General features: G+C 74.6%; 11 protein-coding genes and 1 pseudogene. 4 read left to right on the forward strand and 8 right to left on the reverse strand.

What is annotated here, in order from left to right; all coding sequences use genetic code 11:
- Positions 1 to 79 precede the first annotated feature (79 nt).
- The 4 genes and pseudogenes from ESG85_RS31495 to ESG85_RS31510 all read right to left on the reverse strand — a co-directional run bounded on the left by ESG85_RS31495 (position 80) and on the right by ESG85_RS31510 (position 3,807).
- Complete coding sequence (locus tag ESG85_RS31495) at positions 80 to 982, reverse strand: Rieske (2Fe-2S) protein (protein WP_128984578.1); 903 nt, start codon at positions 980 to 982, stop codon at positions 80 to 82.
- A gap of 58 nt (positions 983 to 1,040) precedes the next feature.
- A pseudogene (locus ESG85_RS31500) lies at positions 1,041 to 1,711 on the reverse strand (carbonic anhydrase).
- 154 nt (positions 1,712 to 1,865) lie between these two features.
- Positions 1,866 to 2,219, reverse strand: coding sequence for a UBP-type zinc finger domain-containing protein (locus tag ESG85_RS31505; RefSeq protein ID WP_128984579.1), 354 nt, complete (start codon positions 2,217 to 2,219; stop codon positions 1,866 to 1,868).
- A gap of 127 nt (positions 2,220 to 2,346) precedes the next feature.
- Positions 2,347 to 3,807 (reverse strand): ATP-binding protein, encoded by a 1,461-nt coding sequence (locus tag ESG85_RS31510; protein WP_128984600.1) that lies wholly within the window; start codon positions 3,805 to 3,807, stop codon positions 2,347 to 2,349.
- On the opposite strand from ESG85_RS31510, the gene ESG85_RS35375 reads away from it, so the two are divergent.
- Positions 3,806 to 3,961, forward strand: a complete 156-nt coding sequence (locus ESG85_RS35375; RefSeq protein WP_181019167.1) for a hypothetical protein — start codon at positions 3,806 to 3,808, stop codon at positions 3,959 to 3,961. The genes ESG85_RS31510 and ESG85_RS35375 overlap by 2 nt on opposite strands.
- A gap of 88 nt (positions 3,962 to 4,049) precedes the next feature.
- Here ESG85_RS35375 and ESG85_RS31520 read toward each other — a convergent pair whose 3' ends face one another.
- Positions 4,050 to 5,726, reverse strand: a complete 1,677-nt coding sequence (locus ESG85_RS31520) for an NAD(P)/FAD-dependent oxidoreductase (protein WP_128984580.1) — start codon at positions 5,724 to 5,726, stop codon at positions 4,050 to 4,052.
- A gap of 245 nt (positions 5,727 to 5,971) precedes the next feature.
- Here ESG85_RS31520 and ESG85_RS31525 point away from each other — a divergent pair, with 245 nt between their 5' ends.
- On the forward strand, positions 5,972 to 7,087 hold the full coding sequence (locus ESG85_RS31525; protein ID WP_128984581.1) for an ABC transporter substrate-binding protein: 1,116 nt from the start codon (positions 5,972 to 5,974) through the stop codon (positions 7,085 to 7,087).
- A gap of 68 nt (positions 7,088 to 7,155) precedes the next feature.
- Here the strand turns inward: ESG85_RS31525 and ESG85_RS31530 are convergent, their stop codons facing one another.
- Genes ESG85_RS31530 through ESG85_RS31540 form a run of 3 tightly spaced genes read right to left on the reverse strand, consistent with a single transcriptional unit; the run spans position 7,156 to position 10,003 of the window.
- Entirely contained in the window at positions 7,156 to 7,860 is a 705-nt protein-coding gene (locus tag ESG85_RS31530; RefSeq protein ID WP_128984582.1) for a LutC/YkgG family protein, read from the reverse strand.
- The gene (locus ESG85_RS31535; RefSeq protein WP_128984583.1) at positions 7,857 to 9,275 is read right to left on the reverse strand and encodes a lactate utilization protein B; all 1,419 of its coding nucleotides are present in this window, start codon (positions 9,273 to 9,275) and stop codon (positions 7,857 to 7,859) included. Before ESG85_RS31535 ends, ESG85_RS31530 begins: the two co-directional genes overlap by 4 nt.
- On the reverse strand, positions 9,272 to 10,003 hold the full coding sequence (locus ESG85_RS31540) for a (Fe-S)-binding protein (RefSeq protein ID WP_128984584.1): 732 nt from the start codon (positions 10,001 to 10,003) through the stop codon (positions 9,272 to 9,274). The genes ESG85_RS31535 and ESG85_RS31540 overlap by 4 nt, the downstream gene beginning before the upstream one ends.
- Positions 10,004 to 10,327: 324 nt before the next feature.
- On the opposite strand from ESG85_RS31540, the gene ESG85_RS31545 reads away from it, so the two are divergent.
- Both ESG85_RS31545 and ESG85_RS31550 read left to right on the forward strand, forming a co-directional pair.
- Positions 10,328 to 11,512 (forward strand): tetratricopeptide repeat protein, encoded by a 1,185-nt coding sequence (locus ESG85_RS31545; protein ID WP_128984585.1) that lies wholly within the window; start codon positions 10,328 to 10,330, stop codon positions 11,510 to 11,512.
- Positions 11,513 to 11,958: 446 nt separating this feature from the next.
- A partial coding sequence (locus ESG85_RS31550) for a polyprenyl synthetase family protein (RefSeq protein WP_246095461.1) occupies positions 11,959 to 12,823 on the forward strand: 865 nt, incomplete at its 3' end.

The following is a 12,823-nucleotide window of genomic DNA, read 5'->3' on the forward strand; positions in this document are numbered from 1 at the left end:
ACCGGACAGGAACCGGGCCGGAACCGGGTCAGAACCGGGCCGGAAGCGGACCGGAACCGGGCCGAAACCAGGGCGGTTCTCAGGCCGCGTACCGGGCCTCGACCTGCCCGTTGACGACGCGGACCTCGAAGGTCGGCTGCGGTGCCGTGGCCGGACCCGTGACGTTCCAGCCGTCCGCCAGGCGGAAGGTGCTGCCGTGCCACGGGCAGACCAGACAGCCGTCCACCACGCGGCCGTCGGCGAGCGGGCCGGACATGTGGCTGCACCGTTCGGCCAGCACCCGGACGGTGTGCTCGTCCGTCCGCACCGCGACCACGGCCGTCCCGTCCAGGGAGACCCGCTGGGGTCGGCCCGTGGCGAGGTCGTCGAGGGCGATCAGCCGGTGCCAGCCGGTCGGGGCCAGCGCCTCGACCTGCTCGGCGTGGTTGGCGCCCGCGCCCTGCCGGTAGGCCAGGTGCCCGCCGATCGCCCCGCCCGCCGCGATGGCGCCCAGGCCGCAGAAGCCCCACGCGCCTCCGCGCGCGTGGCGGCCGCGGCAGCGGGCGGCCAGGGAGCAGGCGTAGCAGACCACGCCGGTGATGTTCGCCGCCGCGTGGACGAGGCCGACGCGCATCTGGGGTCGGCGCAGCTCGGCCCAGTCGGTCCAGCCGCTGACCGCGGCCGGTCCGGCGCCGGCGAGCCCGGCGCCCACGAGCAGCCGCGCCGCGCGCCGCTGCCCGGGCACGAGGTCGAGCACGGCGGCCGACAGCCACGCGCCGATGGGGAACTGGACGAGCAGCGGGTGCACCGGGTGGCCGAGCCACCGCCCGTGCAGGACGTCACGGGCGGCGCCGAGCGGCAGCGCCCGCACGGCACTGCGCAGGGCATCCGCGAGTCCGTCGGTCCGTGGGGACTTCTCCAGCCGGTCCATCGCCCGCAGGACGACGCCGGGTCCGTCGCCGGAAGGCAGTGCCGAGCGGAGGACGGTGGGCAAGGTGTTCATACCGCGCGTGTAACCACCACGGGCGAGGCGAAACGGCCACGACCCGCCCGGGTGGCCGTCACTCGTCGGCCGGCGCGTCCATGGTGAGCACCTCCGGCGCGATGCCCCGCGCGGTCACGATGTGCGCGACGCCCTTCATCAGGCCGTAGCCGTAGCCGTAGCCGTAGCCGAGGCCGAGGCCGACGACCGCGATCCGGCCGGATGCGACCTGTTCCGACAGCAGTCGTGACCGGTCGAGCATCAGGTCGACGGTGTGCCGGATGTGCTCGTCCAGGACGTCGCAGTGCTCGGTGAAGCCGGCGGCGCGGGCGGCCAGAAGGCTCGACGTCACCCGTTCCACGACGTCACGGACGAAGCCCCCGGCCGAGTGGCCGTACTCGACGGACTCGCGGGCCGCCGTGATCGCCCCGCAGGAGTCGTGCCCGAGCACGACGACCAGCCGCGCCCCGAGCACACCGGTCGCGTACTCGACGCTGCCCGGCACCTCCTTCCCGAGGACGTGGCCGCCGGTCCGTACGACGAACAGGTCGCCGAGCCGCTGGTCGAAGATGATCTCCCGGCCGGCCGGGAGTCGGAGCAGCCGAGGACGACCGCGAAGGAAGCCTGTCCGGGAGCGAGCCAGGAACGGCGGGCCGTGTCCTGGTGGGGGTGCTCCGGGGTGCCGGAGACGCAGCGCTTGTTGCCGGCGAGTAGCGCGTCGAGGGCGACCACCGGAGAACTTCCGGGCATGTCTCCCCCTGGGTGCGGCGGACCGGCCGGGCACGCCACGCGTCCGGCGCTCGGTACGTCGAGCGGGCCGCCGCCGCCCCGCCACCTCCTCGGTCATCTGTTCCGCCGGTGCGTGAGGGCGACTGCCCCGTACGGACGGTCCCGGACGGATCGATCAGCGGTGCAGCAGCTCCGGCCAGTTGTACGGGACGCGGCCGGCCGGCCCCGGGGCCGGCTGGTCCTCCGGGTGCCCGGTCGGCGCGGCCAGCGCGGGCCCCGACTCGTACAGGGCGTCGGTCGCGTAGTTCCAGTACCACTCCTCGCCCGGCTCGAAGCTCTGCACCAGCGGATGCCCGGAGGACTTCCAGTGCGCGGTGGCGTGCTGCGCCGGGGACGAGTCGCAGCAGCCGACGTGGCCGCACTGGGCGCAGCGCCGCAGGTGGAACCACCAGCCGCCTGCCTCGTCGCACTCCGCGCATCCGGTGCCGCTGGGCGGCGCACCGGGGTCGATCCCGTCGATCTCGGTCATACGGACTCCCTCATCCAGCCCCCTCGCTCGCACTCCCTGACGGACTCCCTCATCCGGCCCCCTCGCTCGCACCCCCTGACGGACGCCCTCATCCGGCCCGCTCGCTCGGACTCCCTCACGGACGCCCTCACTCCGACTCCTCCGCGGTCACCGCCGCGCTCTCGTGCTCCCCCTCCGGGGCCGTCAGCGGCAGCAGCACCTGGAAGCGGGTGTCACCCGGCACGGACTCCACGTGCAGGCTGCCGTGGTGCTTGTTGACGACGATCCGCCAGGAGATGTCGAGACCGAGCCCCGTACCCTCGCCGACCGGCTTCGTCGTGAAGAAGGGGTCGAAGATCCGGTCCCGGATGTCCTCGGGCACCCCGGGGCCCGTGTCGCGGAACTCCACGAGGAGCCGGTCGGCCTCCCGGGCCGTGCGGACGGTCAGGGTGCCCTCCCCGCCGGTGCTCGCGATGGCGGCCACCGCGTTGTCGACGAGGTTGGTCCACACCTGGTTCAGCTCCGCCGGATAGGCGGGTACGTCCGGGAGCGAGCGGTCGTAGTCCTTGACCACCCGGATCCGGGGACCGATCTTCCCGGCCAGCATCAGCAGCGTGCTGTCGAGGAGCTCGTGCACGTCGACGTCGCGGTGCGGGGCGCGGTCGAGCTGCGCGTACTGCTTGGCCGCGTCCACCAGGTGCGAGATCCGTGTCGTGGAGTCCTCGATCTCATCCATCAGCAGCTCGGTCTCGACCGTGTAGTTGAGCCAGCCGATCGCCCCCGGCAGCACGTCCTCGGCCACGGTCGCCGCGACCTGTTCCAGCCAGTCCGTGTCCAGGCCGGCCTGGACGAAGGTGGGCGCGAGACGCCAGCCCTCCGGCACGCCGTGGTCCTCCATCCAGTCGGCGAGCTCGTCCTCCCGGTCGGACGCCTCCAGCGGAGTCAGCGCCGGCGCCTTGGCGACCCGCTCGGCGGTGCGTTCCTGGATCTCGATGAGCTCGGCCAGCGCCTCCCGCGAGTACGGGCCGCGGGCGATGAACGCCAGCTTGTGCCGCATCTTCCCCACCCGCTCCCGCAGCGCCGCCGTGGCGCGCACGGCCGCCGCGGCGGGGTTGTTCAGCTCGTGCGTGAGCCCGGCGGACAGCGACCCCAGCGCCAGCAGGCGCTCCCGCTGCCCGATGGCCCGCTGGGTGTTCTTGGAGCCGAAGAACAGCCCCTCCAGCAGATGTGCCGCCATCGGGAACCACTCGCGCATGATGTCCGCGAACGACTGGGCGGGCAGCACGAAGAACCGCGTCGGCTCGGTCACCCGCATGGTGTTGACGTACGTCTGCGGGACCCGGTCGCCCAGATACGCCTGCATGGCGCCCGCGTACACACCGCGCTGCGAGGTCCGGCTGACCTCCACGTCGTCGCCGCCGACCCGCCGGTACAGGACGACGGTGCCCTCCACCATCACGTAGAAGCAGGTGGCCGGATCGCCCTCCGTGTAGACCGGGCCGGGTTCGAACCGCTCCATCCGCCCCTCGGCGCACAGCCGTCCGAGCTGCTCGGGGGAGAGCTTCTCGAAGAGGAACAGCGAACCGATCTCGTGCGGATCGCAGGGCATGGCCACCGGCGCGGGCGCCCCCGGCGGCGCGTCCGTCGGAGCCGACACGGGCGCGTCGGACGGAGCCGACACGGGCGTGGCCGTCGGCGAGGGCGGGGGAGCGGCGGAGGACGCCGGCGTCGGTACGGCATGCGGCCCCGGCTCCGGCTCGTGACCCGGCTCCGGCCCCGGCCCCGGCGCCGACTCGGACCCCGGCGCCGACTCCGGCCCGGGCTCCGGTTCCGGCGTCGGCTCGGCGGTGCTCATGACTGCTCCAGATAGCGGTGGACGAGCATGACGGCCATGGCTCCCTCTCCCACGGCGGACGCGACGCGCTTGGCCGACTCGGCACGCGCGTCACCCGCCACGAACACACCGGGCACGCTGGTCTCCAGGTGGTACGGCGGCCGGTCGAGCTCCCACTCGGGCGGCGGCGCGCCGTCCGGCGTGAGGTCGGGACCGGCCAGGATGAAGCCGTCCTCGTTCCGCAGCACCGTGCCCTCCAGCCAGTCGGTCAGCGGCGCCGCGCCGATGAAGACGAACAGCCACTGGGCGTCGACGACCTCGGACGCACCGGTCACCGCGTCCCGCAGGGTCAGCCGCTCCAGGTGGTCCGCGCCGTGCGCCTCCTCGACGACGGTACGGGGCCGCACGGTGATGTTCGGGGCCTCCTCGATCTGCTGGACCAGGTAGTACGACATCGAGGCCGTCAGCGACTCGCCCCGCACGAGCAGCGTCACCGACTTCGCGCCCCGCGCCAGGAACACCGCGGCCTGCCCGGCCGAGTTCGCGCCGCCGACGACGTACACGTCCTGGCCCTCGCAGGAGGAGGCCTCGGTCAGCGACGAGCCGTAGTACACCCCGCGGCCGGTCAGGTCGTCGCAGCCCGGCGCTCCCAGCTGCCGGTACGACACGCCGGTCGCCAGGATGACGCTGTGCGCCGCGACCGCCGAACCGTCCGAGAACCGCACCACGCGCGCCGGGCCCTGCACCTCGAGGCCCGTGACCTCGCGGGCGGTGAGGATCTCGGCGCCGAAGCGGCTCGCCTGGCGGCGGGCGCGCTCGGTGAGCTGGGCGCCGGACACGCCGTCCGGGAAGCCGAGGTAGTTCTCGATCCGGGAGCTCTGCCCGGCCTGCCCGCCGGTCGCCGACCGCTCGACCAGCACCGTACGCAGCCCCTCCGAGGCCCCGTACACCGCCGCGCCGAGACCGGCGGGCCCGCCGCCGATGACGACCAGGTCGTAGAACTCGGCGGTCGGCGTGGTCGCGAGTCCCACCCGCGCGGCCAGTTCGGGCGGCTCCGGCGCGGCCAGCGCGGTGCCGTCCGGCGTGATCACCAGCGGCAGCCGCCGGCCGTCGGCCCCGGCCGCGGCGAGCAGCCGCTGCCCCTCGGGCTCGTCGGAGGAGTACCAGCGGTACGGCACCTGGTTGCGGGCCAGGAACTCGCGCACCCGGGAGGACGGCGCCGACCACCGGTGCCCGACGACCTTGGTGGCGGGCACCGGACGGTGGTCACTGGTCCGCCAGGCGGTGAGGAGGTCGTCCACGACCGGGTACAGCTTCTCCTCCGGCGGGTCCCACGGCTTGAGCAGGTAGTGGTCGAGGTCGACGACGTTGATCGCGTCGATCGCCGCGTTGGTGTCGGCGTACGCGGTCAGCAGCACGCGCCGCGCGCCCGGGTACACGCCGAGCGCCTGCTCGAGGAACTCGACGCCGTTCATCTGCGGCATGCGGTAGTCGGCGAGGATCACGGCCACCAGATCGCCGCGCAGCTTCAGCTCGCGCAGCGCCTCCAGCGCGGAACCGCCGGACTGGGCGCGCACGATCCGGTACCCGCCGCCGTAGCGGCGCCGCAGGTCACGGGCGATGGCACGGGACACCCCCGGGTCGTCGTCCACCGTCAGGATGACGGTCCGCGCCGCGTCGGTGCCCTCGGCCATGCCGCCTCTCCGCCCTGCGTCGTCCGGACGTCCGGCACGGCGAGCTGCACGCGCCGGCTCCCGCCCATCGTAAGTTCGATCGCCCGAACCCGCCCGCGCCCGTGACCACGCGCCTGCCCCGGTCCGGTCCTGTCGTTCCGCCGCTCCGGCCCGGCCCGGTCCTGTCGTTCCGCCGCTCCGGAAGGAGACACTGATCGCGGCCGCATCGCCGGCTGTGACCTGTGACAGAGGGAGGCGCTCACCCCGTGAACACACCGATACCGCGCGTCGGCGCGGACCACCGCCCCGACGAGCCGGCCATCCGGATCGGTGCTCTCGTGCCGCTGTCGCCGCCAGGGTGGGTGGAGGCCGGCCGGCATCTGCTCGCGGGCCTCGAACTGGCCGTCGGCGAGGTCAACGAGGCGGGCGGAACAGCCGGGCGGCCGATCGAACTGGTGGTCCGCGACACCGCGGCCGATCCGGGAAGGGCCGCCGCGGCCGTGGACGAACTGGCCGGCCTCGGCGTGGCGGCGCTGGCGGGGGAGTACCACAGCGTCGTCGCCCGGACCGCCGCTGCCCGGGCCGACGCGCACGGCCTGCCGTACCTCTGCTCGTCGGCGGTACTCGACGCCCTCACGGACGAGCCGACGGACCGGGTCGCGCGCCTCGCGCCGGCCCAGTCGCACGGCTGGCGGCTCTACGCGGACTTCCTCCTCGGCGCGGGCCACGAGCGGATCGCCGTGGTCACCCAGCCGAGCGTCTACTGGGCGTCGGGGACCCGCATCCTCCGTGACCACTTCTCCGCACACGGCGGCACCGTGACCGGACTCGACGCGGGAGCGCTCGACCCGGCCGCCCTGTGCGACGCGCTCGCCGCCGACGGTGCGACGGCCCTCCTGCTCCTCGTCGGATTCCCGGACCCGGCGGTGCCGATCGTCAAGGCCGTCCGCCACGACGAGCGCCTCGCCGGGATCCTCGTCGGCGCGCCGGCCGGGCAGCCGGAGTTCGCGGACTGGGCGGCGTCGCTCGGCGACGACGGTGCCGCGGTCCCGTTCCTGCGCTATCTGCCCGAGCGCCTCGGGCCGCTCGGCGCACGCGTCGCGGCGGCCCTGCGGGAACGACTGGGCGAGGCCCCGTCCTTCGTCGCGTTCGAGGGCTACGACACCGTCGTGGTCCTGGCGGACCTGCTGCGCGCGCACGGCCCGGACCGGGCGCGTCTCGCCGCGGCCTGGCCGGAGGTCGCGGTCGAGGGGACGCGGGGGCGGATCGGGTTCTCCCGCGCGCCCGGCCCCGGCGTGTGGCAGTGGGTGTGGCCGCCCGTCCAGGTCGTGGACCGGGACCCGTCCGCGCCGGACCGCTTCCGCGTCCTGCACTCCGGCTGAGGGAGCGACCGGTCGGCCTCCCGTCCGGGCGGAGCCGTATCCGGCCCTCCCCGAGTCTCCCGCACCGCTCAGTGCCCGTCCGACGGCCCTCCCGTCACCAGGATCACCTCCAACGTGCGTGGGCCGTGGACGCCCTCGACGCGGTTCAGTTCGATGTCGCTCGTCGCCGAGGGGCCCGAGATCCAGGTGAGCGGGCGGGTCGGGCCGAGCCGGGCGAGGGCGAGCGGGACCGAGGCCACCACCTGCTGCGGGGTCCGTACGACGCACAGGTGCAGGTCCGGTACGAGGGTGAGGGCGCGGCGACCCTGGCCCGGGCCGCCGTCGAGGACGATCGTGCCCGTCTCCGCGACCGCCAGTGCGCAGCCCGTCACGACGGCGTCGGTGGCGTCGAGTTCGTACGGGCCGAGCCGGGGCTCGTCGCCGCGCCGCTCGGCCGTCGTGGCGGACAGCCACCGCTCGGGCAGGCCCGGAGGGACGGCGACGCTGCGGGCTCCGCGCCGGTCGAGCAGCCGGCCGATCAGCTGCGGGAGCTCGTTCTCCGTGGTCCGGTGCACCTGCGCGCGGTAGTCGGCGAGGTTCTCGTGGAGGAGGCCGAGGAGGGCTTCGGGATCGTCCGGGACGTGGCGCGTGAGGTAGTCGCGGGGTACGTCCGGCGCCTCGCCGGCGCCGGCGGTCGCCGCGCGGATCCGTGCCAGGACGCGTTCCCGCGACGCGGAGGAGGGGGACCGGGGCGGGGACGGGGGCGTGGGACGAGAGGAGGACGGCGTGGTCATGTGCGGTTCTTCCTCCACCAGTCGCGGAACGGCTCCGCCGGCAGTTCGGGCAGGTCGCGGCTCTCGGTCCAGGCGCGTGCACCCGGCGGGTTCCTCGGATGGAGCGCGCGGGTGCGGGTCGCGAGCCGTTCGCCTGCGGCGAGCAGCGACGGGTGGTCGAGGACCCAGCCCGCGGCCTTCATCGTCGCCCGCTCCCGCCGGTGTCCCGGCCCGCCCCTCTCCACGATCCGTTCGCGGAGGTGGACGAGGACCTCGGGGATGTCGATGGCGACGGGGCACACCTCGTAGCAGGCGCCGCAGAGCGAGGACGCGTACGGGAGCGAGGCGTCGATCCCGCTCGCGGTACCGCGCAGTTGCGGGGTCAGGATCGCGCCGATCGGGCCGGGGTAGACGGAGCCGTACGCGTGGCCGCCGGCCCGCTCGTAGACGGGGCAGACGTTGAGGCAGGCGGAGCAGCGGATGCAGCGCAGCGCCTGGCGGCCGGTCTCGTCGGCGAGGACGTCGGTGCGGCCGGCGTCGAGGAGGACGAGGTGGAAGGCCGACGGCCCGTCGTCGTCGCTGGTGCCGGTCCACATGGAGGTGTACGGGTTCATCCGCTCGGCGGTCGAGGAGCGGGGCAGCGTCTGCAGGAAGACCTCGAGGTCCCGCCACGAGGGCACGACCTTCTCGATGCCCACCACCGAGATCAGCGTCTCGGGGAGGGTGAGGCACATCCGTCCGTTGCCCTCGGACTCGACGACCACGAGCGTGCCGGTCTCGGCGACCATGAAGTTGGCGCCCGAGATGCCGACCTTCGCGCGAAGGAACTTCTCCCGCAGGTGGAGGCGGGCCGCCTCGGCGAGCTCCGCGGGCGCGTCGGTGAGGCCGTCCGGGGCCGGACGGCCCCATTTCCCCATCTCCGAGCGGAAGACGTCCCGGATCTCGCCCCGGTTGCGGTGGATCGCCGGGACCAGGATGTGCGAGGGGCGGTCGTCGCCCAGCTGCACGATCAGTTCGGCGAGGTCGGTCTCGTACGCGCGGATGCCCTCCGCCGCCAGCGCCTCGTTGAGTCCGATCTCCTGGGTGGCCATCGACTTGACCTTGACGACCTCCGTCTCGCCGGTCGCCCTGACGAGATCGGCGACGATCCGGTTCGCCTCCTCGGCGTCAGCCGCCCAGTGCACCGTGCCGCCCGCCCCCGTCACCGACTCCTCCAACCGCAGGAGGTGCCGGTCGAGGTGACGGAGCGTCTGCTCCTTGATCCGCCGCCCGGCCTCGCGCAGCTCGACCCAGTCCGCGAGCTCGGCGACCGCCCGCGCCCGCTTGTCGCGGATCGTGTGCGTCGCGTGCCGCAGGTTCGACCGCAGCGTCGCGTCGGCCACGGCCGTCCGCGCCGCCTCCGGGAACGCCGGCATGCCGACGAAGACCCCGCTCATCGTCCCGACTCCTCTCGCCAGGGATCCTCTTCCGTGCCGGCGAGGATCTCCGCCAGATGCAGCTCCCGCAGCGGCGCCGACAGCCTCCTCAGCATCCCGCCCAGATGCATCAGACAGGAACTGTCCGCCCCGCACAGCACATCGCCGCCGGTCGACACGGCGCTGCGCACCTTGTCGGCGTCCATCGCGGCCGACACGTCCGGGTTCTTCACGGCGAAGGTCCCGCCGAAGCCGCAGCACTCCTCCGCCCCGGGCAGTTCCACGAGCTCCAGGCCTTTCACCGCCCCGAGCAGCCGGCGCGGCCGGTCGCCGAGCCCGAGCAGCCGCAGTCCGTGGCAGGACGGGTGATACGTGACCTTGTACGGGAAGTACGCGCCGACGTCCGTCACGCCCAGCACGTCGACCAGGAACTCCGTCAGCTCGTACGTCCGCGGCCCCAGCTCCGCCGCCTCCGGGCCGAACCGCCCGTAGTGCGTCCGCACCATGGCCGCGCACGAGCCGGACGGGGTGACGACGTACTCGTAGCCCTCGAACGCGCGCACCGTGCGCCGCACCAGGGGAGCGGCCCGCGCCCGGTATCCCGTGGTGAACAGTGGCTGGCCGCAGCAGGTCTGCCCGGACGGGAAGTCCACCTGGACGCCGAGGCGTTCGAGCAGCCGGACGGTGGCCACCGCCGTCTTCGGAAAGACGGCGTCGTTGAGGCAGGTGACGAAGAGCGCGACACGCATCAGTGGGTCCGTGTTCCTCGGAGACGGTTCGAGCCGGTCGGCGGCGCCGTACGGTACGGGACCGCGCCGCCGCCGGTACCCGCGCCGGTACGAATTCCGGTACCCGCGCCGTACGTAGTGTTCCAGGGCGCCGCCCCGCGTGACGAGCGCCGCGCACCCCGGCGTACATCTCGCTGAGGAGATGCGGAAGGCCGCGTAGCACTTCAGGATGACCCCGTGCCCGCACACAGACGGACTTCTCGCCCCGGGAGGCAACCCCGGCCCGCGGACACCGTCTTGCTCCTCGTGTCGGCTTGATCGTCGAGCCGGTCCGAGGAGGGTGTGATGGCAGGTCAGGTGCGGCAGGGGCACGTGCGCGAGGGTCAGGTGCGTGAGGCGGGGCGGACGAAGGCGTCGGCGCCGGAGTACCAGGGGGCCCTCGAATCGCTGTCGGTGAACGCCTCCCTGCCCGAGGTGCTGGCCAAGGGCATCGAGGAGCTCCGGGCGGCGGAGCGGGCCGGGGACCGTCGGGAGGAGGCGCGCTGCGGCCTCGCCGTCGCGGAGGCCTGCCGCAGGCTCGGACGGATCGACGAGGCCGACCGGGCCTGGAAGGCGAGCTACCGGGCGGCGCGTGCGGCCGGTCACGAAGGCGCCATGGCATGGGCGTTGTGGAGCGGCGGCACGCTGGCCCGGCAGCGCGGCGCCTTCCGGCTCGCGTACCGGCTGCTGCGGCTGGCGGCCGAGACGGGCGAGCGGGGCGGTGACGTCGTCGTACGCGGCTACTCCCTGGCGGGACTGGCCGAGACTGGGCGCATCCAGGGCGATTACGCGGCCGTCCGGCGGCTGCACGAGCAGCTCCTCGCCGAGGCCCGCCGCCGCGGCGAGGCCCGGCACACCGTCTGGGCGCTGGAGGGCATCGCGCAGATGCACCGCAACACCGGCGAGTACGACGAGGCCCTGGCGCTGTTCGAGGAGGCCGCCGACACGGCGTCCCGCGCCGAGGACAAGCGCGGGTGGGCCTGGGCCCTGCGGGGCATCGCGGACGTGGTGTCCGTGCGGGACGGCGACGTCGAACGTGCCCTCGGCCTGCTCTCCCGGGCGGAGGAGGCCTGCCGGGAGATGCGGCTGTCCAGCGCGCTCGCCTACAACCACAAGATGCGCGGCAACGTGCTGTACCGCGCGGGCCGGTACGAGCAGGCCCGCGAGCTGTACGCGCGGGCCCTGGAGGAGTTCCGCGAGATGGACGAGCCGCGTGGGACGGCGCTGTCCCGGCTCGGGCTCGTGAAGGCGTCCGCCCACCTGGGCGCCGCCGCCGCGCACACCGTGGCGGAACTGGCCGAACTGCGCACCACGCTGGACCGCATCGGGCTGCGCCACGCCCGGGACATGGTGGACAAGGCCGCGGCCGAACTCGGCGTCGGACCGCTGCCGGACGAGAGCGGCGACCGCGAACGGGGCGCCGCGAAGCCCGTGCTGCCGGCGGTCGGGGCGGAGGCCCTGCGGGCCGCCGACGTGGAGGGCCTGCGGTGAGCGCCGTCCCGACACCGTTGACGCCGGAGCACCCGCAGGGCGCCCCAGCGGTGACCACCACCGCGGCTGCCCCCGCGGCCGCTGCCGTGAGCACGGCGGTGACCACGACGCGGGACACTCGCGACGACCACGATCACGATCACGATCACGATCACGACCACAGCCACGGACCCGACCGCGGCCACGGACGCGGACAAGGCCGCGGACACGGCGCCGGACCCGACCAGCCCCATGACCACGGCCCCGAGCACCCCCACGGCGACGGACCCGAGCACCCCCACGGCGACGGCCCCGGACACCCCCACGGTCACCGGCCCGACCATGCCCACGGCCTGGGACCCCGCCGGATCCGTGACCACCGGCCCGGTCACGCGCCCGGCCACGCGCCCGACCACCGCCCCGCCCACGACAACGCGCCGGCCCCCCTCCTCGAGCGCTGCCGCGCCCTGGTCCGGCCCGCGCTCGTGGACGCGGTGAGCGGCCTGCACCCGTGGACGGGGGAGATGGCGGCGTACGCCCTGGGCTGGGCCGACCCGGGCGGCGGCCCGGATCCCGGCGCGACCGAGGGCAAGGGCGTGCGCCAGGCGCTCGCGGTGCTCGGCGCCGAGGCCGTCGGCGCGGACGGCGCGGACGCGGTCCCCGGCGCCGTGGCCGTCGAGCTCGTGCACGTCTTCTCCCTGCTCCACGACGACATCATGGACGGCGACGCACTGCGCCGGCAGCGCCCGGCGGTGTGGAAGGCCTACGGGACCGGACCGGCGGTCCTCACGGGCGACGCGCTCCTCGCCCAGGCCGTGACCACGCTGGCCGAGGCCCCGGGCCCGTACTCGGCCGCCGCGGTCCGCTGTCTCTGCCGCACCCTGAACGCTCTGGTGGCCGGCCAGGCGGAGGACCTGCGCTTCGAGGACCGGTCCTGGCACGGCCCCGGCGCCGTCGGACCGGAGCAGTACCGCTCCATGGCCGAGCGCAAGACCGGCGCCCTTCTGGGCTGCGCCCTCGCCCTCGGCGCGGTCCTCGGCGGCGCGTCGGACGGCACGGTGGCCTCGCTCGACCGGGCCGGCCGTCACCTGGGCCTCGCCTTCCAGGCGGTGGACGACGTCCTCGGCATCTGGGGCGATCCCGTCGTCATCGGCAAGCCCGTCCACGCCGACCTGCGCAGGCGCAAGAAGACCTTCCCGGTGCTCGCCGCCCTGGCGGGCGGAGGCGCCGCCGCCCGTGAACTCGCGGCGCTGCTCGGCTCGCCCCGGCCGCTCGACGGCGAGGGCGCCGCCCGGGCCGCGGCACTCGTCGAGGACGCGGGCGGGCGGACCG

It is taken from the genome of Streptomyces roseicoloratus, assembly GCF_004117935.1.
GTDB classification, from domain to species: Bacteria; Actinomycetota; Actinomycetes; order Streptomycetales; family Streptomycetaceae; genus Streptomyces; species Streptomyces roseicoloratus.